20 protein-coding genes and 1 tRNA gene are annotated in these 21845 nt (G+C 63.5%); 8 read left to right on the top strand and 13 right to left on the bottom strand.

Annotated elements, in window-relative coordinates; all coding sequences use genetic code 11:
• Positions 1–114: 114 nt before the first annotated feature.
• On the top strand, positions 115–1122 hold the full coding sequence (locus tag AB6802_RS21620; RefSeq protein WP_371012202.1) for a sugar-binding transcriptional regulator: 1008 nt from the start codon (positions 115–117) through the stop codon (positions 1120–1122).
• A 65-nt stretch (positions 1123–1187) separates the two neighbouring features.
• Here the strand turns inward: AB6802_RS21620 and AB6802_RS21615 are convergent.
• The 3 genes from AB6802_RS21615 to AB6802_RS21605 form a co-directional block, all read right to left on the bottom strand.
• Positions 1188–1264 (bottom strand) — tRNA-Pro (locus tag AB6802_RS21615).
• A gap of 54 nt (positions 1265–1318) precedes the next feature.
• Complete coding sequence (locus AB6802_RS21610) at positions 1319–2659, bottom strand: O-antigen ligase family protein (RefSeq protein WP_371012200.1); 1341 nt, start codon at positions 2657–2659, stop codon at positions 1319–1321.
• The gene (locus tag AB6802_RS21605) at positions 2656–4191 is read right to left on the bottom strand and encodes an undecaprenyl-phosphate glucose phosphotransferase (RefSeq protein WP_371012199.1); all 1536 of its coding nucleotides are present in this window, start codon (positions 4189–4191) and stop codon (positions 2656–2658) included. The genes AB6802_RS21610 and AB6802_RS21605 overlap by 4 nt, the downstream gene beginning before the upstream one ends.
• 171 nt (positions 4192–4362) lie before the next feature.
• Between AB6802_RS21605 and AB6802_RS21600 the strand changes: the two genes are divergently transcribed.
• Positions 4363–5190, top strand: coding sequence for a 3-keto-5-aminohexanoate cleavage protein (locus AB6802_RS21600; protein ID WP_371012198.1), 828 nt, complete (start codon positions 4363–4365; stop codon positions 5188–5190).
• Positions 5191–5223: 33 nt separating this feature from the next.
• On the opposite strand, the gene AB6802_RS21595 is transcribed toward AB6802_RS21600, so the two are convergent.
• Together AB6802_RS21595 and AB6802_RS21590 are read right to left on the bottom strand one after the other, a co-directional pair.
• Positions 5224–6354, bottom strand: coding sequence for a glycosyltransferase family 4 protein (locus AB6802_RS21595; RefSeq protein ID WP_371012197.1), 1131 nt, complete (start codon positions 6352–6354; stop codon positions 5224–5226).
• A gap of 10 nt (positions 6355–6364) precedes the next feature.
• Positions 6365–6928: a polysaccharide biosynthesis/export family protein gene (locus AB6802_RS21590; protein ID WP_371012196.1), complete on the bottom strand. Its 564-nt coding sequence runs from the start codon at positions 6926–6928 to the stop codon at positions 6365–6367.
• Between the two features lie 265 nt (positions 6929–7193).
• Here AB6802_RS21590 and AB6802_RS21585 point away from each other — a divergent pair, with 265 nt between their 5' ends.
• On the top strand, positions 7194–9452 hold the full coding sequence (locus AB6802_RS21585; protein ID WP_371012195.1) for a GumC family protein: 2259 nt from the start codon (positions 7194–7196) through the stop codon (positions 9450–9452).
• Positions 9453–9495: 43 nt separating this feature from the next.
• On the opposite strand, the gene AB6802_RS21580 is transcribed toward AB6802_RS21585, so the two are convergent.
• Positions 9496–10731 carry a GNAT family N-acetyltransferase gene (locus AB6802_RS21580; protein WP_371012194.1) on the bottom strand — a complete coding sequence of 412 codons (1236 nt, stop codon included), beginning with the start codon at positions 10729–10731 and terminating at the stop codon, positions 9496–9498.
• 91 nt (positions 10732–10822) lie between these two features.
• On the opposite strand from AB6802_RS21580, the gene AB6802_RS21575 reads away from it, so the two are divergent.
• Complete coding sequence (locus tag AB6802_RS21575; RefSeq protein WP_371012193.1) at positions 10823–11881, top strand: polysaccharide deacetylase family protein; 1059 nt, start codon at positions 10823–10825, stop codon at positions 11879–11881.
• A 61-nt stretch (positions 11882–11942) separates the two neighbouring features.
• Here AB6802_RS21575 and AB6802_RS21570 read toward each other — a convergent pair whose 3' ends face one another.
• Positions 11943–12158 (bottom strand): DUF2842 domain-containing protein, encoded by a 216-nt coding sequence (locus AB6802_RS21570; protein ID WP_371012192.1) that lies wholly within the window; start codon positions 12156–12158, stop codon positions 11943–11945.
• A 150-nt stretch (positions 12159–12308) separates the two neighbouring features.
• Between AB6802_RS21570 and AB6802_RS21565 the strand changes: the two genes are divergently transcribed.
• Positions 12309–13400 carry a COX15/CtaA family protein gene (locus tag AB6802_RS21565; RefSeq protein WP_371012191.1) on the top strand — a complete coding sequence of 364 codons (1092 nt, stop codon included), beginning with the start codon at positions 12309–12311 and terminating at the stop codon, positions 13398–13400.
• Positions 13401–13410: 10 nt separating this feature from the next.
• Here the strand turns inward: AB6802_RS21565 and AB6802_RS21560 are convergent, their stop codons facing one another.
• Genes AB6802_RS21560 through speB form a run of 3 tightly spaced genes read right to left on the bottom strand, consistent with a single transcriptional unit; the run spans position 13411 to position 16214 of the window.
• Entirely contained in the window at positions 13411–14244 is an 834-nt protein-coding gene (locus tag AB6802_RS21560; RefSeq protein ID WP_371012190.1) for an aminoglycoside phosphotransferase family protein, read from the bottom strand.
• 6 nt (positions 14245–14250) lie between these two features.
• Positions 14251–15183: an N-acetyl-gamma-glutamyl-phosphate reductase gene (gene argC, locus AB6802_RS21555; protein ID WP_371012189.1), complete on the bottom strand. Its 933-nt coding sequence runs from the start codon at positions 15181–15183 to the stop codon at positions 14251–14253.
• Between the two features lie 29 nt (positions 15184–15212).
• Positions 15213–16214: an agmatinase gene (gene speB, locus AB6802_RS21550; RefSeq protein ID WP_371012188.1), complete on the bottom strand. Its 1002-nt coding sequence runs from the start codon at positions 16212–16214 to the stop codon at positions 15213–15215.
• A gap of 124 nt (positions 16215–16338) precedes the next feature.
• Here speB and AB6802_RS21545 point away from each other — a divergent pair, with 124 nt between their 5' ends.
• A complete protein-coding gene (locus AB6802_RS21545) occupies positions 16339–17553 on the top strand; it encodes an acyltransferase family protein (protein WP_371012187.1) in 1215 nt (404 codons plus the stop codon).
• A 94-nt stretch (positions 17554–17647) separates the two neighbouring features.
• Complete coding sequence (locus AB6802_RS21540; RefSeq protein WP_371012186.1) at positions 17648–18703, top strand: glycerophosphodiester phosphodiesterase family protein; 1056 nt, start codon at positions 17648–17650, stop codon at positions 18701–18703.
• A 209-nt stretch (positions 18704–18912) separates the two neighbouring features.
• On the opposite strand, the gene AB6802_RS21535 is transcribed toward AB6802_RS21540, so the two are convergent.
• Positions 18913–19782, bottom strand: a complete 870-nt coding sequence (locus AB6802_RS21535; RefSeq protein ID WP_371012185.1) for an aldo/keto reductase family oxidoreductase — start codon at positions 19780–19782, stop codon at positions 18913–18915.
• A gap of 96 nt (positions 19783–19878) precedes the next feature.
• Between AB6802_RS21535 and AB6802_RS21530 the strand changes: the two genes are divergently transcribed.
• Positions 19879–20793: a LysR family transcriptional regulator gene (locus AB6802_RS21530; protein ID WP_371012184.1), complete on the top strand. Its 915-nt coding sequence runs from the start codon at positions 19879–19881 to the stop codon at positions 20791–20793.
• A 61-nt stretch (positions 20794–20854) separates the two neighbouring features.
• On the opposite strand, the gene rpsI is transcribed toward AB6802_RS21530, so the two are convergent.
• Both rpsI and rplM read right to left on the bottom strand, forming a co-directional pair.
• On the bottom strand, positions 20855–21337 hold the full coding sequence (gene rpsI / locus AB6802_RS21525; protein ID WP_371012183.1) for a 30S ribosomal protein S9: 483 nt from the start codon (positions 21335–21337) through the stop codon (positions 20855–20857).
• A 1-nt stretch (position 21338) separates the two neighbouring features.
• Positions 21339–21803 (bottom strand): 50S ribosomal protein L13, encoded by a 465-nt coding sequence (gene rplM / locus AB6802_RS21520; RefSeq protein ID WP_010915638.1) that lies wholly within the window; start codon positions 21801–21803, stop codon positions 21339–21341.
• Between the last annotated feature and the right edge of the window lie 42 nt (positions 21804–21845).

Raw genomic sequence — 21845 nt, 5'->3', positions numbered from 1 at the left:
GGGTGTCAGCCACCCTCTCTAGATTGTTCCTGTCGATTGGTAGATCAATAGACGATAATTAACCAGCATGCAGAATCGGCGAGGGCAGCGTCATCGCCGGGCTTGGAGGGGAAATTGGGCAGGCGACGTCAAGGCGAATCCGAACACGGCAGGGCGGAAGCGTCCGAGCAGGTCGTCAATGAAAGCCGGACCGATCGCCTGAGAATTCGCGCCGCCTGGATGTATTTCGTCGAGCAGATGACGCAGAACGAGATCGCCGACGTGCTCGGTGTTGGCCGCGTCACCATCGTGCGTATGCTGGCGGACGCCAGATCGCGCAACGAGGTGAAGATCACCATCGAAAGCGAGCTCCTGGAGATCGTTCGGCTTGAGCGGGCGCTGGAAAAGACCTTCGGCCTGCAGCAGGCGCTGGTGGCGCCGCTCAGCGACCCCAACGCCGATCCGATCCCGGCAATCGCCGCCAAGACCGGCATGTTCCTGTCCGACGCCATGAAATCAGGCATGCGGGTCGGCGTCGGCTGGGGCGTGACTTTGTTCCACACCTTGCCTTTCATCAGCGCCAAATCGCTTGCCGATTTCAGTGTGATCTCGCTGCTTGGCGGTGTCGGCGTCGCGCGCCGGGTCAACCCGGCCGAATTCGCCTGGCGCTTCGCCCAGATCTTTCAGGGTGACGGCTATCTGATGCCGACCCCGGCCGTCGTCGACAGCGTCGAGACCAAGATCGCGCTGGTCGAGCGCTGCGGCCTGCAGGAGATTTTTGAAATGGCCGACGCACTCGACGCCGTTCTGCTCAGCGTCGGCGGCATCGCTTCGGCCACCACCTTCTCGCGCGGCGGCTTTCTCAAGGAAGCGGACCGCGAGGCCCTGCTGGCGCGTGGCGCCGTCGGCGACCTTCTGTTCCATTTCTACGACCGCAACGGCGATCTGGTCGACCATCCCGTCAACAGCCATGTGATGTCGGTGGATGTCGACCGCCTGCGCAAGGCGCCGATCCGCATCCTGACGTCCGGCGGCGCGGAGAAGACCGAGGCGCTGCTCGGCGCCATGAACCTCATCGCGCCGACCGTCTTGATCACCGACGAGGAAAGCGCGCGCCGCATGCTGGCAGGGCACGGGGCCTAGCGGTAGAGGCATAAAATTCGCAGGCCACGTTTCGTGCTGCCTTCGCGGGGGATTTCAAGGAAAAATGGTCGGAGTGGCCGGATTCGAACCGACGACCCCTTGACCCCCAGTCAAGTGCGCTACCGGGCTGCGCTACACTCCGGACCGGGTGGCGATGTATCGTGATAAGGCGGTGCGGGTCAACCGAATTCGGCGGCTATCTCGCCGCTGAAAGTACCGGCGTGGTCGCGGGTCGTGCCAGCCGCAATTCGCGCTGGTGCCGGTACTCCAGCGCGATCGCGCTCCAGATCAGTCCGAGCAGCAGATAGAGGTGGCGCCAGTGGTCGATGTCGATGAAGGTGCCGAGCCCGATATTGCCGAGATAGGCGACATAGGCGCACAGCAGATAGGGCTGCCACGGCCGGTCGCGCAGGAGAATGCGGAAGCCGGCCCCGATCGTCCATAGCGTCAGCGTCAGGAACGAGACGAAGCCGAGCCAGCCATAATCCATCAGCGCCTTCAGCCAGATGTCGTGGGTGTCCTCGCCATAGATCGTGCCGAAGACCAGCGGGCCGATGCCGAAGGGGTGCTCCATAGCCAGTTGGAAACCGATCGAGTAGCGGGCGAAGCGGCCGAGCCGCGCGGTGTCGTAGCTCTGTTCCAGATGGGCGCGCTGGGTGAACATGTCCGACACGCCGGGCAGCTGCAGGATGACGAGGATGGCAATAATCAGCAGCGCCGCTGCCGCGATCGTCATCACCACGACCCGCAGGCGGAACATGCCGCTGGCGCTCTGCAGGAAGAGGCATGCGGTAAGCAGCACCGCCGAGACCGCGAACATGCCCCAGGCGCCGCGCGAGAAGGAAAAGAAGATGCCCGCGGTGATGATCAGCAGCGGCACCGCCAGCAGCGGCATGCGCGAGACGGGACCGGCGAGCAGCAGATAGAGCAGATAGGTGCCGGGCAGCACCAGGAACGGGCCGAACACGTTCGGGTCCTGGAAGGCGCCGGCGGCGCGGTCGTATTTGGTGAACATTTCCGCGCCCGGGAAGGCGTGGAAATAGCCGGCGATGCCGAGCAGCGAGGTCGCCACCGCCGACACCACATAGGCGATGAAGATCAGCCGGTAGAGGCTGGGCTGGACCGAGGTCACCGAGGCGAAGAAGACAGCGCTGAAGGCAAGGAACAGCGACACCGAGAGATAGAGCGGCGTGAAGGCGAGATCGGCCATCTGCGTCATCGCGATCATGCCGCCGATGTTCATGGCCACCAGGAGGATGAGCAGCGGCAGGATCGCGCGGGAGATTCTGAGGCCGAACAGCGCCCAGACGGCGATCAGCCCGGCCATGTAGATTTCGTAAGGCGCCGGCTCGCTCATGACGAAGCCCGACAGAAGGATGCCGATGCCGATCGCCGCCGACGCAATGAGCGCGATCGCCTTGGCGTTTATAGCCGAAGCCGGCAACCGGTTGACAGCCTGCGGCTGCAACTTGTTGACAGCCTGCGGCTGCAACTTGTTGACAGCCTGCGGCTGCAACTCATGGGTGACGGCGCTCAATAGGCGTTTTCCGTATTGAGCAGGCGGATCGGCGTCAGGAACAGGATGCGCAGGTCGAACAGCATCGACCAGTTCTCGATGTAGTAGAGGTCGTACTCGGTGCGCATGCGGATCTTTTCGTTGGTGTCCATCTCGCCGCGCCAGCCATTGATCTGAGCCCAGCCGGTGACGCCGGGCTTGACCTTGTGGCGGGCGAAATAGCCGTCGACCACTTCGTTGTAGAGCAGGTTATGCGATTGCGCGGCGATGGCATGCGGCCGCGGCCCGACCAGCGACAGCGAGCCGAGCAGCGAGTTGAAGAACTGCGGCAATTCGTCGATCGAGGTCTTGCGGATAAAGCGACCGACGCGGGTGACGCGCGGATCGTTTTTCGTCACCGTCTGCTTGGCGGTCGGGTCCGACCGGTCGGTGTACATGGAACGAAATTTGTAGACCTCGACGATCTCATTGTTGAAGCCATGCCGCTTCTGCTTGAACAGCACCGGGCCCTTGCTGTCGAGTTTGATGGCAATCGCGGTCGCCAGCATCACCGGTGAGAACAGAATGATGCCGATCAGCGAAAAGACGATGTCGAAAGCGCGCTTGGCGACCGAATCCCAGTCGTTGATCGGCTTGTCGAAGATGTCGAGCATCGGCACCGAGCCGATGTAGGAATAAGCGCGCGGGCGAAATTGCAGCGCATTCGAATGCGCCGACAGCCGGATATCGACCGGCAGCACCCAGAGCTTCTTGAGAAGCTGCAGGACACGCGATTCGGCGGTCAGCGGCAGCGACACGATCAGCATGTCGATACGCGCGATGCGGGCGAATTCGATCAGCTCGGAGATCGTGCCGAGCTTCGGATAGCCGGCGACGATCGGCGGCGAGCGCTTGTCGCCGCGGTCGTCGAAGATGCCGCAGATGCGGATGTCGTTGTAGGGCTGCTTCTCGACCGTGCGGATCAACTGCTCCGCCGCCTTGCCGCCGCCGACAATGACGGCGCGGCGCTCCATGCGGCCGTCGCGCGCCCAGCGTCGGATCAGCCTCGACATCACCACTCTGAGGCTGAAGATCAGCACGAAGCCGACGACGAACCAGGCGCCGAACAAAAGGCGAGAATAGTCTTGCGAGGCCTTCATGGCGAAGGCGGTCAGGGCCATCAGCGCGAAGGCGCCGGCCCAGACGGCCAGTATGCGGCCGAAATTGGCGAACGGTCGCATCAGTCTCGAGATCTGATAGCAGTCGGAGACGTCGAGCAGCACGACCGCCAGGAACGAGGCCGCCGCCATCGTCAGCGGATATTGCCAGGCCAGATAGTTGAAGAAGCCGACAAAGTAGAAGTAGACGCAGAGCCCGGACCCGAACAGCAGCGCGAATTCGACCATGCGCAGCACGCCGCTGACCATAATCGGCGACATCGTATCGCGCCGATATTGCGAGGCGACCTGGCGCGCGACATCGTTCATGCCGCCGGGCTTCTCACCTTCGGCAGGGGCATCGAAATTGCGCACCGCATCCAAGGAAAAGCGGCGCGCGGGGTCGATCTCATTCATGCGATTGTCCGCGAGCTACACGGACCTGCATAGCAAAAGAGAGCTAATAAAGACTTGAAACAACCGGTGGTTTTGAAAAGGTCTGTGCGGTTGTGAAGCAGGTGCCTGGCGCCCTGCTTCTCGACGCGGAAGGTTTGACGGCGATGCGAACTGGTTTCGATCGGAGATGAAATGACGGCAACGCGTCCTGTTTCGATCGCTGTTGCGCCCAATGGCGGCAGGAAAACCCATGCCGATCATCCGGCTTTGCCGATGACGGCGGCCGAGCTCGCCCGCGTCGCCGGTCTTTGCCTGGAGGTAGGGGCCAGCATGATCCATGTCCACGTACGGGATCGTGACGGCAGGCATCTCCTCGATGCGGATGCGTATCGCGCCGCCATCGGCGCGATACGTAAATCGGTCGGCGATGGCCTCGTCATCCAGATCACCAGCGAATCGCTCGGCGTCTACACGCCGGCACAGCAGATGCAGGTGGTTCGCGACGTCCGGCCCGAATCGGTCTCGCTCGCTTTACGCGAATTGCTGCCGGATACGCGCGACGAGACTGAGTTCAGCGTCTTCCTGCATTGGCTGCGCCAGGAAAAAATCGCGCCGCAATTCATTCTCTATTCGCCGGACGAAGCGACGCGACTTGCCCAACTGCAGGGGCGCGGAGTGGTGCCGTTCGAACGCCTTTCGGTCCTCTATGTGCTGGGGCGGTATACCGCCGGCCAGACATCCGACCCCAGCGACCTGCTGCCCTTTCTCGGTGAAGCCATGCCGCGTTTCGCGCACTGGTCGACATGTGCCTTCGGCCGCAGGGAGGCGGCCTGTGTTGTCGCCGGCGCGCTGCTTGGCGGGAATGTCCGCGTCGGATTCGAGAACAATCTGCTCATGCCCGACGGACGGATCGCACGCGGCAATGAGGAGTTGGTCGGCGTGGCCAGGGAAAGCATCGCGCGTCTTGGCTTCAATGTGGCCACAGCCGCTCAACTGCGCGCGGATTGGCAATTGAAGTAGAGACAAGTCACCGCCTGGGTGAATGCCCCAAGCCTATTTTTTCAGCGCCCCGAAATAGGCGCTCTCGATCTCGGCCGCCATGACGTCGGCGCCGAATCGAGCCTTGAGCTCGTCGGCTTGCGGCATCGCCTGCCGATAAGCATCGAGGTCCTTGAGCGCCATGACGATCTTGTCGGCGAGCTGGTTCGGATCCGGCCTGATCAGGGCAGGGGAGCTCTCGCCAAAAATTTCCGGAATGCCGCCGACCGCTGTTGCGATCATCGGCATACCGGCGGCAAGCGCTTCCAGCACGATGTAAGGCATCGCCTCGGCACGGGAGGGCACGACGATCAGTTGCGCCAGCGCGAAGGCTTCCCGCGCCGGCATTGGCGGCAGGAAGCGGATGCTGTTCTTGAGCCCCAATCGTTCGGCCCGCGCGTGATAGCGGGGCAGGTCGTCGCCATCGCCGACCATGACGGCGCTCAACGGGCGCCCCATCGCGACGCTGGCCAGCGCCAGCGCATCGATGAAGATGTCAGGGCCTTTGAGATCGCGCATCATGCCGATGTATAAGAGATCGGCGGCATCCGCCGCCGTCGTCACTGGTTCGAATTCCGCGGCACGCAGGCCGTTATAAACCAGCCTGTTGGGGATTGGCGGCTCGCCGACCTTGCGGCGATAGGTCCGACGCTCGTATTCGGAAACGAACAGCAGGCAGTCGGTGAACCGCGCCATGGAGTACTCCAGGCCGAAGAACAGCTTTCCCGTGACTGTCGTTTCGTCATAGTGGAGCGAGCCGCCATGCGGCGAATAAAGGCGGGCAACGCGAGACCTAGATACCCGCAACAGTGAGCCGAACAGACGGGCATAAGCGCCACCCTTGGCGCCGTGCCCGTGCAGCACGTCCGGCCGCAATTCCTTGATGATTCGATAGGTGCGCCAGGCCGAGGCGAGATCGCCGGGGCCGACATGGCGCTGCATCGGCGTGCGATGGATGCCGAGCGCCAGACTGTCCTTCATCGCCTCGAACAGCCATTCCTCATAGCCGCCGCCTGTCGTCGAATCGCAGACGATGCCCACCGAATGGCCGGCGGCGACCTGCGCCTCGGTCAGGTCGCGCACATGCCGGAAGATACCTCCTACAGGTGAGCGAAAACAGTGGACGATCCTGAGATTCGCCGCCACGTTGATGATTTCAGAACAGGCGTTCGCGGACGTAGACAGTGTCGCCGGGCAGCAGCGGGTCGGATGTCAGCACCCGCCCGGTTATCACCTTGCCGTTGATGTCGCGGGTGATGTCGACGTTCCCCTGATTGGCGCGTGGCGAGAAGCCGCCGGCGATCGCCACCGCTTTCTGCACGGTGAGGCCCGGCACATAGGAATACTGGCCTGCGGCGCCGACTTCACCCATGACGAAGATTGGCCGGTAGCGGTCGATCTCGACCGAAACGTCGGGATCGCGCAGATAGCCCTGGCGCAGTTTGTCGGCGAGTTCCTTTTCCAGCTGCTGGGCGGTATGGCCCCGCGCCGGGATCGCGCCGACAAGCGGGAAGGAGATGTAGCCGGATTGGTCGACGCTGTAAGTGTTGGTCAGCCCGTCCTGTTCGAACACGGTGACGCGGACACGGTCGCCGGCGCCAAGTCTGTAAGGCTGGTCGAGCACTTCATGGAAGGCGGCGGGCGTCGGCCGGTAACTCGAGCAGCCCGTGAGCAGCGACAAGGCAATGAAAGCGCGAAAGAGGGAAGCTGTGCTTTTCATGACCGGTCAGGAACCTTCATCGCTCTTGCCGCAAAATCCTGCGGCCAACCCTAGGACGTAGGATCGTTATCATCCTGTTAGGGTTAATGGGCGGTAAAGGACGGTGACATGAAGAGGCGGCCACCGGCAAAAAACTGAGTCTTTATATTGCCTTCGCTCAATATCGTGCAGACGTCGCACAGCAACCGTCCGCCCAAATCTTAACGGCTGGGTTACCATAGTTGTTTACGGTCCGTCCTCGACTCAAAGTTCGGAGCAGGATGCAATGTCCGTTCAATCCGCGGCCGCAGATGTCGATGTCGACCTGAGACAGCTCTTCGCCAGTCTTGGGCGCAACTGGTTGCGCATTGTTGTCGTCACGCTGGTGGTAACCGGCCTTGCCTTTGCCTTCGCGTGGCTCGCCACGCCTTATTACAAAGCAACGGCCAAGCTGGAGATCGGACCGCGCGAATCGGTCTACACCCGGCCGACGAGCACCGCCAATGACGACAAGGCGGTGACCGACGAGGGCGCGGTGGCCACCGAGGTGCAGATCATCGGCTCGCCCGACATCCTCAAGAAAGTCGCTACCGATCTCGATCTGGAAAAACTGCCTGAATTCGACGAAACGCTGAGAATGTCGGCGCTGGGCCGCATGCTCGTCCTTGTCGGCCTGAAGAGCGATCCCTTCGATATCCCGGCGGAAGAGCGCGTGCTGAATGCCATGCACGAGAAGCTCAATGTCTATGCCGTCGAGAAGACGCGCATCATCGCCGTCGAGTTCTCCTCCAAGGATCCGCAGCTTGCCAAGAAGGTTGCCGATGCGATTGCGCAGGCCTACCTCGGGGCCAAGCAGGATACAAAGAAGGATACCAATACCGCCGCCACCGGCTTTCTTGGCCCGGAAATCACCGATCTGCAGAATCGGGTGAAGGAAGCCGAAGCCAAGGTTGCGGCGTTTCGCTCGCAATCCGACCTCCTGATGGGCGGCAACAATGCGGTGCTCGCGACCCAGCAGCTTTCCGAACAGTCGAGCGAACTGTCACGGGTACGCGCCAATCGTGCCGCCGCCGAGGCCACTGCCGACAGCGTGCGCAGGGCGCTGCAGAATGGCGGCACGCTCGACAGCGTGCCGGAAGTTATGTCTTCCGATCTGATCCAGCGCCTGCTCGAGCGGCAGGTGGAACTCAGGGCCAACATCGCCGACCTGTCGACCACGCTGCTCGACAACCATCCGCGCATCCGGGCGCTGAGGTCGCAGCTTGCCGATCTCAATGGCCAGATCCGCAACGAAGGGCAAAAGATCCTAAGGGGATTGGCGACCCAGGCGCAGACGGCCAAGGCCCGCGAGGACCAATTGGTCAAGGAGGTCGACCAATTGAAGGAGGCCTCGGCTCGCGCCGGCCAACAGCAGGTGCAGCTCGACGCGCTGCAGCGCGACGCCAATGCCCAGCGCCAGCAGCTTGAGTCCTACATGACGAATTATCGCGAGGCATCCTCGCGCGTGGATCGCAAATATCTGCCGGTGGATGCCAATCTGCTGTCGAAAGCGCAGGTGCCGACCGAGCCTTATTTCCCGAAGGTCGGACCGATCACCGGTGCGGCGGCGGCGGCGTCGCTGTTGCTGATGGCGATTGCCACCTTGCTCGGTGAATTGTTCTCCGGCCGCGCCATGCGCCCGGCGCCGGGCGCGCGGATAGAGCATATCGAGCAAGTGCCAATGCCCGCCGCCAGGATCGAGCCAACAGTCGCCGATGCGCGGGACAAAGATGGCACTTTTGCCCTTTACGAGGCGCCTGTGGCAGGCCCGTCGATTGCGGAGGCCGAGCTTCCGAAGCCGGCCGAGAGCGAGCCGGCCGAGGTTCACGCCGTCGCCGAGACGCCGGCCGAACCGATCGACCAGGCACCGGAGCCGGAGCCAGCGCCCGAACCCAGGCAATCCCTGCTGGGCGAGATCGATGTCGACAAGGCGGCGGAAAAGCTGATTTCTTCCGGCACTGCTCGCGCGATCTTCGTATCGCCCGAGGGCGACGAAGCGGCTGCGTCGGCAGTGCTGGTGGCACGCGAAGTCTCCGATGCCGGCCTGCGCGTCCTGCTGCTCGATCTCACCGCGTCGGGCGCCGCATCGCGACCGATGCTCGACTCAAACCTGTTCCCCGGCATCACCAATCTGCTCGCCTCCGAAGCGCAGTTCAGCGATGTCATCCATCCTGACCTTTATTCCGACGCCCATGTCATTCCGGTCGGCACCGCCGATCCGGTCCGCGCCATGCGCGCCGCAGACCGGCTGCCGATCATCATGCAGTCGCTGACGACGGCTTACGACCTTGTCGTGGTCGAATGCGGCCCGGCCGACGCGCAAGGCATCGGCCGTCTGGTCGGCGACGGCACCGAGGTCTTGTTGTCGATGCTGGAAGCCGACGACCAAGTGACGCAGGCCGCGGTCAAGCTGATCGAGAATGGTTATCCTAATCTGACTTTAGTCACGCCGATCGGCCATGAGCCGCCCGGAACGCCGGTGCCGGGACGCCGCTCGGCGGCCTGAGATCGGGCCGCCGACAAAGCGTTGCTTAGGAGTTCAGCAGAATCTAGTTGTCGTCCTCGGCGGCGGGTGCTGCCGCTGCTTGCCCCGCGGTCTTGCGGCGCAGCATCTTGGTCAGCTTCCAGGCCGTCGGATTGTTCTTGATGAACGCCTTGGCGCGCGTGCCTTGCCTCAAGGCAGCCGCCAGCGCACGGCCCTTCAGTGTCAGCGGCGCCAGCAGCTCGAAATGCTGGATTTCGATGTCGCACCAGAGACGCTTGTAAGGTTCATCGCCGACCGAGAAATCATAGACGGCAAAGCCGAGTTCGCAGGCTTCCTGGATATTGTCGAAGAACAGGAAGTCGCCCGGACTGGTGAAGGCGAGATCGTCCTCGGCAATCGCGCCGAACTCGCAGATCAGGCGCTTGCCCGAGCGGCTGGAGCCGGTGACGGCGCGCAGCTTGCCCGCCACCTCCAGCCCATGCAGCAGGAAGGACGGCCTTTCCTCGGCGAGCGCATCGGCAAACAGCGCCCGGAAGAAGGCGCGCACTGGCTTGTCGCTGAACACGTCGGCGATGCCCATTTTGGCGAAACGGGACTCCTTCATTTCGAAGAAGGCGCCAAGCAACCGGTCCACTTCTTCGGGCGTGCGCGCCTCGATGCGGCGGAAAGGTCCGACGGCTTCGAATTTGCGGGTCTGCGAACGGTGCTTCTTGCGCTTGCGCTTGCCGCTGGCGCGCGACAGCAGCGCATCGAACCCGCCATCGAGATCGACCGCGAGCGCCAGATTCGGACTCGTGAAATTGGGCATGGCGGCGAGCGGGTTGGCGACGCCGTCGAGGTCGGGCAGCAGCCTCTCCAGCGCGATGAGGTCGACGTCCGGCCGCGCTTTATGGATCGAGGCGAACAGCGAGCCGATCGCCGCGTTGTCGATAGCCGGCAGAAATCGAGGATCGGCGGCGGCGAAATTGCCGTTGGCGTGACGACCGCCGGCGAAGCGCGCAACCTTGAATGGCCCACGGCGCACGATTTCCAAGGCCAGCGAAAGCGCTGGGCGACCCCCGATGCTGAGCGTTCCGACAGCGATATCCGCATCGATCGCGGCCGCCCAGTTGCTCACCCAGGATGCGCTTTGCGCCGGTGCAAACAGTGCCGAAGCGCAGAATTGCGCATAGTCGGCAAGGCCGGCACTTCCCGTCGTCACGATAACGGTCAAATCGTCATGACGCACTTGGGCCGGCCGGGCAGGGGCCTCATTGGCGGCGACCCGATTGCCGTCAAATGACGCGGCGGCGTCAACCATACCTCAATCCTTAAGACGTATTGGTTCCGATCTGGGGGTTCGCATAGGCGCACTTCGTGCTTGGATAAGCCTAGGCGCAAAAGGTGAAGGAATGATCCACGGGGGCGAGGCAATCCGAAAGCTGGCATTGAACCTTGCCCGCTACACCGGCCTTGCCCCTTTGGCAAAGCCGTTTGTCGGCGGCATCGGCGCCATTCTGATGCTGCATCGTGTCACCGCGACGCCGGAGAAGCCGAACAGCGTCAATCGCCACTTGAACATCGCCCCGGCCTTCCTTGACGCGCTGATCGTCGACATGAAGGCGAGGGGCTACGTCTTTGTTTCCCTTGATGAAGCGATCGAACGCATCAAGCTCGGTGGCAAGGGCGACCAGTTCGCCACCATCACCGCCGACGACGCCTACCGCGACAACATGACCGAGGCGCTGCCGGTGCTGGAGAAACACGGCGCGCCGATCACCATCTATACAGCGCCGGGCCTGATCGACGGCGCCGCCGACCTGTGGTGGGACGTGGTCGAGGATATCGTCGACACCAGCTCACGCCTGACGCTGCAGACGGCGCGCGGAGCCACGGTCGTTGATTGCTTAACCCCCGGCCGAAAGATCCAGGCCGTCGCGCGCCTGAACGCTTGGCTGACCCTCGAAGTGCCGGAGGCGGAGCAAGGAGCTGCGCTGCGCGAGCTGGCGCGCGCCAACGGCTACAATTTCGACTCTGGCCGCCCATGCACTTTGATGAACTGGGACGAGCTGCGCACGATGGCCGCCCATCCGCTGGTGACCATCGGCGCGCACACCGTCAATCATCGCAATTTGAAGCGGCTGTCGGAAGCCGATGCGCGCCATGAGATCGACGACGTCCGCCGCATCCTCCACGAAAGGCTCGGCCAGGAGCCGCGCCATTTCGCCTACCCTTACGGCTACCCCAGCGCCGTCGGCTGCCGCGAGGTGGGCTTTGCCCGCGACGCCGGCTATGCCTCGGCGGTGACGACACGGCACGGCGTGCTCAGGGCCGAGCATGCCGGCTTCCTGCATGCGCTGCCGCGCATCTCCGTCAACGGCCGCTACCAGAGCGTGGCGCATCTCCGCACGATGCTGTCAGGCGTGACGACGCCGCTCGCCAATGCCGGCAAGATGGTCGTTACGATCTGATCGAAATCAACATTGGTGGAAATAGCGATAGGTGCCTGGGCTAGCCAAGGCACTGCCATGTTCAGCTTTTGGGCCGCGGCTCCACCATCAGCCATTTGATGATCCCCATGGCCGGCAGCACCCAGAGCAGGCCGCTGAACAGGAAAAACAGGAAATGCACCATCGGGCCATATTCGACCAGCCTGGTGACCGCGATGGCCGAGGCGATCAGCGCATAGATGATCACCAGCGCCACCAGGAGAATGGTTCCGATCAGCTTTTTCAGGCGAAGGGGCATGTCGCGGTTCCGTTGACGCGCATCGCTTAGGCCGAATGGGACACGCGCGCAACCGTCGCGGGCCGGCGCGACGGCGTGCCGCGCTGTCCGGCCTTGCCACGGCGCAAGCCTTGGTCCACCACTTCGGCGTTTCGAACCGCCGGAAAGCATATGGCTGCCATCACCGCCACGGCCCCTTACGCCGCTCGCGTTCGCGAGTTGCACAATCGCGCCCTGGTGCGCGGCTGGCTGTATTTCGTGCTGCTCTTGTTGTTCGCGCTGGTGCTGGTCGGGGGCTCCACCCGTCTGACCGGCTCGGGCCTGTCGATCACCGAGTGGCAGCCGATCCACGGCGTCATCCCGCCGCTCAACGACACCGAATGGCAGGAAGAATTCCAGCGCTACCAGCAGATCCCGCAATATACCGAGATCAACAAGGGCATGAGCCTGGAAGATTTCAAATCGATCTTCTGGTGGGAATGGGCGCACCGGATTATCGCGCGCCTGCTTGGCTTCGTTTTCGCCCTGCCGCTCGTCTTTTTCTGGGCGATGCGTCGCATCGAACCCGGCCTTGGACCGAAGCTCATCGGCATTCTGGCACTCGGCGGACTGCAAGGCGCCATCGGCTGGTGGATGGTGGCTTCGGGTCTGGTCGACCGCGTCTCGGTCAGCCAGTACCGGCTGGCGACGCACCTGACGCTGGCCTCAGTGATCTTCATCGCAACGATGGTGGTCGCGCGCGGGCTGGCGCCGCATTCCGAACCTGCCGCCGACCGGTCGACGCAGCGGCTCGCCGGCTTCATCGTGCTTTTGGTGCTGATCCAGATCTATCTCGGCGGCCTAGTCGCCGGGCTGCATGCCGGCCTTTCCTACAACACATGGCCGCTGATGGACGGAAAAGTGATCCCGTCCGATCTGCTTCTCCTGAAACCCGCCTGGCTGAACTTCTTCGAAAACCCCAAAACTGTGCAGTTCGTGCATCGGATCGGCGCCTACACGATCTTTCTGGTCGTGCTCTGGCACTTGATCGCCACCTGGCGGCGTCAGCCCGGCACCACGCATGCGCGCCGCGCCACGCTTCTGTTCCTGCTGGTGGTCGTCCAGGCTTCGATCGGCATCGGCACGCTCTTGATGCAGGTGCCGCTGCACATGGCGTTGACGCATCAGGCGATCGCGCTTGTGCTGCTCGGCTTCGCCGCCGCGCATTGGCGTGGCACCAAAGGGGCTTACCCGCTGCCGACCGAGATAAACGTCAGAAGCTGACAGCCGGCGATCAGAACTGCGATTGAACCGTTCGAACGGCTTCGGCGACGGCCAGTTCCCGGTTCTCGTCGACCGCGTTCTTGTCCTCGCGATGCCACGCGGCCGACAGACAGCCATAGGCGATCGCATGGTCGAGGATGGCGCGCGGCGACAGTCCGAGCGTCTTGCCGAACACCTCAGCCATATGCCCGATGCGGCGTGGATCGAGGCAGAGATCGTCGCGGTCGAGCGGGTTGTAGAACAGGTTCGCCGCGTCGAAGCCGGGATCGCCGAGCACGCCCTTGGGGTCGATCGCCAGCCAGCCGCGCGGCCCAAACAGGATGTTGTCATGGTGCAGGTCGCCATGCAGCGGGCGGACTGTATGCGGGTCGGCAAGCAACCGCTCGGCGATCGCCGCCGCCTCGACGTAGAGGCTGTGTCGCCCGGCTTCCTGATCGGCCTTGGCCGCTCGAAACAAGCTTACATATCGTTCCCGCAACGGCTGCAGGTCGGCCGGAGGCGCGTGCTCGGATGGGGATAGCAGCTTCGCCAAAACCTCGGCGGCAATCGCCGTCGCGGCCTCGTCGCCATGTTCCGCAAGATGTTCGGAAAGCAGCCTGTCTCCGGCATATTCGAGCAGCATGCGGTGGCCGTCACGGCCGAGCAGCCGCACCGCGCCTTCGCCGCGCCGCCAGGCGAGGTAATGCTCGCCGCGCAATTCATCCGCGATATCGTCGAAAGGCTTCAGGTCCTTGACGATGGCAACCGAGCCATCGTCCCGCGCGACCTTCCAGATGCGGCTGGAGAAGGTTTCGGCAATGAGTTCGGGCGCGCTGACCTTCCAGCGCTCAGGAAAGGCCTGCATGAGTACTCAGTGCTTGATGCCGAGCATCAGGTCGAGGTTCTGCACCGCGGCGCCTGACGCGCCCTTGCCGAGATTGTCGTAGACGGCAAGCAGCAGCGCCTGCGCCCGGTCGTCATTGGCAAACACGTAGACCTTCATCCGGTTGGTGCCGTTGAACACCTCCGGATCGATCTCGGGCATGCGCTCCATGTGCGTATAGGGCGCGACCTCGACCACGCCGCCGTCGATCGCGGCGAAATGGTCGGCGATCGCCGCATGGAGTTCAGCGCCGGTCGGCACACGATCAAGCCCGCCGAGCTGCAGCGGCACCACCGTGATCATGCCTTGCGCGAAATTGCCGACCGCCGGCTGCATGATCGGGTCGTTCGAGAGCTTCGCATAGGTCCTGAGCTCCGGCACGTGCTTGTGCTGCAGCGTTAGCCCATAGGGCAGGAACTCGGGCGCATCCTCGCCCTTGCCGACATAGTCCTCGATCATCGGCCTGCCACCGCCGGAATAGCCGGAGATGCCGTTGACGGTGACCGGGAAATCCGCCGGCAAAAGCCCGGCAGAGACCAGCGGCCTGAGCGTCGCGATCGGACCTTGCGGCCAGCAGCCCGGATTGGCGAGGCGCTTCGCGCCGGCGATCTTCTTCGCCTGATCCTTGTCGAGCTCGGCAAAGCCGTATTCCCAGCCCTCGGCCACGCGATGCGCGGTCGAGGCGTCGATCACCTTGGTCGTGTCGTTCTCGATCAGCGAGACGCTTTCCTTGGCCGCGGCATCCGGCAGGCACAGGATCGCGACATCGGCGGCATTGAGGAATTCGGCGCGCGCGGCGGCTTCCTTGCGGCGCTCCGTCGGGATCGAGATGATTTCCAGGTCGCCGCGATCGGCCAGCAGCGCCCTGATCTGCAATCCAGTCGTGCCGTGCTCGCCGTCAATGAAGATCTTCGGTTTCATCTCTTGCCAAATTCCCTGCGATTCCAAGCCTATATGCCGTGCGCGTGATTTATCGCGGCATGATTTCCGTTGTTCAAGTCCTCAGCCCGCGCTTTTCGCTCCGCCAGCAGGCCGAGATAGTGCATGGCGATGATCGATCCGGCGATCGCCGTTATATCGGCATGATCGTAGGCCGGCGCAACCTCGACGATGTCGGCGCCGACGATGTCGACCTGGCCGAGCTGACGCAGCGTCGACAGCATCTTTGCCGAGGACGGACCGCCGGCGACCGGTGTGCCTGTGCCGGGCGCGAAGGCCGGGTCAAGGCAGTCGATGTCGAAGGTGAGATAGGTCTTCCTGCCGCCGGTGCGGTCGACGATCGCATAGGCGATGTCGGAGGCGCGCATCTCCTCGACCTCATGGCCGTAGAGGATCTTGATGCCGAAGCTGTCGGGCGCATGCGTGCGGATGCCGATCTGGATCGAGCGGTCCGGGTCGATGATGCCCTCGTTGACTGCCCGCGCAACGAAGGAGCCGTGGTCGATGCGCTTGCCGTCATCGGGCCAGGTGTCCTGATGCGCGTCGAACTGCACCAGCGCCAGCGGGCCGTGGATGGCTGCATGGGCTTTCAGGATCGGCCAGGTGACGAAATGGTCGCCACCGAGCGTCAAAAGGAAAGCGCCTGATTTCAGGATTTTGGCCGCCTCGCGTTCGATCGTGCCGGGCGTCTTCTGGTGGTTGCCGCTGTCGAGCAGGCAATCGCCATAGTCGACCACCGAGAGGTGTTCGAACAGGTCGCGCGAGAACGGGTATTGCGGGTCGTTGTCGAGGATCGCCGAGGCGCGGCGGATCGCCTGCGGCCCGAAGCGCGCACCAGGGCGGTTGGTGACGGCGGCATCGAAAGGAACGCCCCATACCACCGCGTCCGCGCCTTTCACGTCCTTGGAATATTTGCGCCGCATGAACGACAGCGCGCCGGCATAGGTCGGCTCGAACGACGCGCCTGTTTTGGAGCGGGCTGTGAAGGCGTGGTCGATCTCTTGGTTCGCCATTATTTGTCCTCGGTTTTCGTCGGGCAGCCACAACTACAGAACCGGCACGCAACATGCCAGTCACAGCTTGCGGAGAGCAAATGGCGCGCGGTCAGTGCCATGGCAACACAGGATTTGTATCATCATGACGCACGCTGCCTTGCTGAACCTTGCACCCGCTCCGGCGGCGACCCGTGCCGGCACGCGGGCGGGCGAGCGCTTCCTGGTGCTCGATTCCTGGCGCGGCATTTGCGCGTTGCTGGTGGCGCTGTATCATTTCCCGACCAGCTCGATGATTTCGCAAAGCGCCTTTGTCGGCGGCTCCTATTTGTTCGTCGATTTCTTCTTTGTCCTGTCCGGTTTCGTCATCGCCAGCTCTTATGGCGGCCGGCTCGGCGAGCCGGATGAACTCGGCCGGTTCGCGCTGGTGCGTTTTGGCCGTATCTATCCGCTGCATGTGCTGATGCTGGTCGCCTTCGCCGGCTTCGAGGCGCTGCGGCTGGTGCTGCCGGCGGTGCACGGGACAGGCCCGGCACCCTTCACCGGCGGCTTCGACTTGAAAGGCCTGCTCGCCAACCTGCTGCTGCTGCAAGGCATGGGCGTTCAGGACCATCTGAGCTGGAATGCGCCGAGCTGGAGCATTTCGGCCGAGTTCTTTGCTTATCTTCTGTTTGCCGGCGTCGTCTTTGCGACCGGGAGGCGCGCCTGGATCTGGTTCCTCGCCGCGGCGGTCACGGCGCCCTTGTTCCTGCTTGCTGTCTCGACCCACCATATGGACGTGTCTTTCGATTTCGGCTTCATCCGCTGCCTGTACGGCTTTTCGCTTGGCGCGCTTCTGGCCTGGTTTCAGCACGATTCCATTGCAGCGGCGCGACAGTCGCTGGCCGGCGGGGCAGGGCGTATCGCCTGGACGCTGGCCGAGTTCGCGATGATCGCGGTGATCGGGGTGTTCGTATCGGTTGCCGGAACCAACGATGCCGGCATTGCCGCGCCATTCGTCTTCGCGCTCGCGCTCTATCTCTTTGCCCACGAAGGCGGTTGGATCAGCGCCTTGCTGCGCAGCCGCCCGATGCTGATGCTGGGCGCGCTCTCCTATTCGATTTACATGGTCCACCTCTTCATCCAGGCCCGCATGATCAATGTCGGCGGCATCCTCGAGCGCAAGCTCGGCCACGGCATCGTTGGCGACCTTATGCTGCGCGGCGATCCGGCCACCGGCTTCGGCGCCGGATCGCCATGGCTCGGCTTCATCGCCCTCGTGACCATGCTGGTCGCCGTCGTCTTTGCGTCCTGGTTCACCTGGCGCTTCGTTGAAATGCCAGCGCTGGCCTGGTTCCGGCGCCTCGCTAAGAGAATCTAGGGCAGCTTCCGGCCAGACAGCTAGCCGGCTTCGTTCACCGGCCTGTCATGGGCATCGCCTAACCGGGTTGCGACCCGGAACGGAGCGATTCCCGATGCGAGCACTCTGGCTGAGCCTGCTGTTCTCCGCTGCCCTTGCCTCGATGGCGGGGCAAAGCTTAGCCGGCGGGACGCGGGCCAGTCAGATCCTCGAGCGCTTCGAGCACGCCAACCAGTGGCGCGACCATGTGATGATCGCCGCCCATCGCGCCGGCAGCATGCAGGCCGGCAAGACGCTTTATGCCGAGAATCCGCTGGCCGCGGTCGAAGGTTCGATCGCCATCGGCGCCGAGATCGTCGAGGTCGACATCCGGCGCTCGAAGGACGGCGTGTTTGTCGTCATGCATGACAGCTGGCTCGACCGCACGACCACCTGCAAGGGCGAGGTGGTGAACTATGCGCTGGCCGAACTGAAGAAATGCCGGCTGGTCATCGAAGGCACCGGCGCCGTCACCAGCGAACCGGTATCGACACTGCGCGAGATGCTGCTGGCGACAAGGGACCGGATTCTCATCAACCTCGACAACAAGCTGGATGTGACGGACCTGCCCGGCATGATCGCGGTGGCGCGCGATCTCGGCATGGTCGATCAGGTCATCGTCAAGGAAAATCTATGGAACGGCCAGCGCATCGACACCGCCAGGGCCGCGCTCGCCAAGGCTGGTGGCGGCTTTCAGTTCATGCCGATCCTCGCCGACGACGCCGTGTCCGACGCCGCTTTCGCCAGCGATGTCGACAAGGCCTTCGCGCCACATGCCGTCGAGCTCATCAATTGGCGCAACGGCGCCGAGACGCTGACCGCGACCGGTGGCCCGTTGTTCAGCACCCGCATGCGGGCAGAGGCCGCTCGCGGCGACTGGCATCTCTGGGCCGACACTTACGCCATCGTCAACAAGCCGGGCGGCTTCCTCGCCGGCGGCCGCGGCGACGAGCTCGCAGTCGCCGCCAGCTTGCCGCGCGAAGCCTGGGGTTTCTGGGTCGACCGCGGCGCCACCATCATCCAGACCGACGAGCCGAAGGCGGCGATCGACTGGCTGACGGCCAACGGGTTTCGCGTGCCGTATACGACAGATGGCAAGACTGCCGAGCCGCATACGGCGAGCATTAATTGAGAGCCAGCGCCAACACAGCTGATCTCCCCCCTTGTGGGGGAGATGCCCGGCAGGGCAGAGAGGGGCGCTGTCCCGCCGGCATATCCAATGTGAGCCACCACGCTCTACACAGAAGATCGCAAGCCTTCCAGGTCAGCGTTCCTTCGCGCCCCCCTCTGGCCTGCCGGCCATCTCCCCCACAAAGGGGGAGATCAGCTAGTCGCGCCGGCCTACGCCGCCTTCGCCACTCCATCCAACTCGGCCAACACGTCCTCCGAGAGCTTCAACTCCGCAGCCGCCAGGTTCTCCCGCAGATGCGCGATTGACGATGTCCCCGGGATCAGCAGCACATTGGGCGAACGCTGCAGCAGCCAGGTGAGCGCCACTTGCAGCGGCGTCGCGTCAAGACGTTCGGCCACATCCGACAAAGTCGAGGACTGCAGCGGGCTGAAACCGCCGAGCGGGAAGAACGGCGTGTAGGCGATGCCGGCGCGCGCCAATTCGTCGATCAATCCGTCATCATCCCGGTGCGCCAGATTGTACTGGTTCTGCACACAGACGATCTCGGCGATTCCGCGACCTTCCTTGATCTGTGCATGCGTGACGTTGCTCAGCCCGATATGGCGCACCAGGCCCTTGCGCTGCAGTTCGGCAAGCGCTGTCAGCTGCGCTTCGATCGAGCCCTCGGTCGGGCCCATGCCGAACATGATACGCAGATTGACGACGTCGAGCACCTCAAGTCCGAGATTGCGCAGATTGTCATGCACGGCCTGCTTGAGTTCCTTGGGTGAGTAGGCGGGAAGCCAGGAGGCGTCGCTGCCGCGCCGTGCTCCGATCTTGGTGACGATGACCAGATCTTGCGGATAGGGCGCCAACGCTTCGCGGATCAGCTGGTTGGTGACATACGGACCGTAGTAGTCGCTGGTGTCGATGTGGTTGACCCCACTCGCAACCGCTTCGCGCAGCACCGCTATGGCCGCGTCATGATCCTTGGGCGGACCGAAAACATGGGGGCCAGCAAGCTGCATGGCGCCGTAGCCGAGGCGACGGACCGAGCGGTCGCCGAGTTTGTAGGTGCCGGATTTATCGATACTGGACATGCTGCTTCTCCTGATCCTGTTGGCGAGAGAGATAGGGCATAGTCGCTGTCTCGATAATCAGGCATAATCCAAACGGCTTGTGCGGGTTTTCGAACAATGGCTTCAACCGACCTCAACGATCTCCAGGCATTCCTGGTCGTGGCGCGCGCCGGCGGTTTTCGCGAGGGCGCCCGCGCGACGGCGGGTAGCGCGTCCGCGCTCAGCGAGGCCATCCGGCGTCTCGAGACCCAACTGGGCGTCAGGCTGTTCAACCGCACCACGCGCAGCGTCGCCTTGACCGAGGCCGGCGCGAGCCTGCTGGCGCGGCTCGGGCCGGCACTGGGCGAGGTCGAAGCGGCGCTCGACGTGGTCAACGGTTTTCGCGACCGGCCGGCAGGCACGCTGCGGCTCAACGTGCCGATCAGCGCGTCACGGCTGGTGCTGCCGAAAATCGTGCCGGGATTTCTTGCCGCTTATCCGGCGATCCGGCTGGAGGTGATTGCCGAGGAAAGCTTTGTCGATCTGCTGGCGGCCGGCTGCGATGCCGGCATCCGCTATGACGAGCGGTTGGAGCAGGATATGATCGCGGTGCCGATCGGGCCGCGCGTCCAACGCTTCACCGCCTCGGCGGCACCGGCCTATCTGGATCGTCACGGTCGGCCGCAACACCCCAGCGAATTGCTTGGTCATGCCTGCATTCGCGGCCGTTTTCCCAGTGGGGCGATGACGCCCTGGGAATTCGAGCGTGAGGGTGAGGTGGTGCGGGTCGACACCACCGGGCCGCTGATCGTCAGCATCGGTGGCGGCGTAGACCTTGCCATCGAAGCGGCCATCGCTGGCGTCGGCATTCTTTGGCTCTTCGAGGATTGGGTGCGCCCGCACCTTAAAAGTGGCGCGCTGGAGCCCGTCCTCGAGCCGTGGTGGCAGGAGTTTTCCGGACCATTCCTTTACTATCCCGGGCGGCGTCTGGTGCCGGCGCCGCTGCGCGCCTTCATCGACTACATCAAGACGCCGGTGGGGCGTGGTCACTAGCTGGGCGAAAACAAAAGGCCGCCCGGAGGCGGCCTTTCGAGAAACCTGTAAGCCGTAAAGCTTAGCGCTTCGAGAACTGGAAGCTGCGGCGGGCCTTGGCCTTGCCGTACTTCTTACGTTCGACGACGCGGCTGTCGCGGGTCAGGAAGCCGCCCTTCTTGAGCACCGCGCGCAGCGCCGGCTCATAGTAGGTCAGCGCCTTGGAGATGCCGTGACGCACGGCACCGGCCTGGCCGGAGAGACCGCCGCCGACGACGGTGGCGATGATGTCGTACTGGCCGGCGCGGTTGGCCGCCACGATCGGCTGGTTGAGGATCATCTGCAGCACCGGACGCGCGAAATAGGCCGCGAATTCCTTCTCGTTGACGACGATCTTGCCGGAACCCGGCTTCACCCAGACGCGCGCGATGGCGTTCTTGCGCTTGCCAGTGGCATAGGCGCGGCCCGACTTGTCGAGCTTCTGGACGTGGACGGGCGCGGCAGCCTGGGTGTTGGTGTTGCCGGTGGCGGCGCCCAGTTCTGCGAGCGAGGAAAGCTCAGCCATCTTATGCGACCTTCTTGTTCTTGGAATTCAGCTTGGCCACGTCGAGAACTTCGGGCTGCTGGGCGACATGCGGATGCTCGGCGCCTGCATAGACGCGCAAATTCTTCATCTGTCGACGGCCGAGCGGGCCACGCGGGACCATGCGCTCAACGGCCTTCTCGACGACACGCTCCGGGAAACGACCCTCGAGCAGCTGGCGCGCGGTGCGCTCCTTGATGCCGCCGGGGTGGCCGGTATGCCAGTAATAGACCTTGTCGGTGAACTTCTTGCCGGTGAACACCACCTTGTCGGCATTGATGACGATGACATTGTCGCCGTCGTCGACATGCGGGGTGAAGGTCGGCTTGTGCTTGCCGCGAAGATGGTTGGCGATGACAGTGGCCAGGCGACCGACGACGAGACCTTCGGCGTCGATCAGGATCCACTTCTTCACCACATCCGCAGGCTTCTGCGAAAAGGTTGTCATGTTTTCTGCTCTCGGTTCTGACCTTCACGAGGAAGGCGTTTC

It is taken from the genome of Mesorhizobium sp. RCC_202, from assembly GCF_041355295.1.
Taxonomy (GTDB): domain Bacteria; phylum Pseudomonadota; class Alphaproteobacteria; order Rhizobiales; family Rhizobiaceae; genus Mesorhizobium.
Note: the sequence above shows the minus strand (reverse complement) of the source record. Positions and strands in the feature narration are given on the sequence as shown.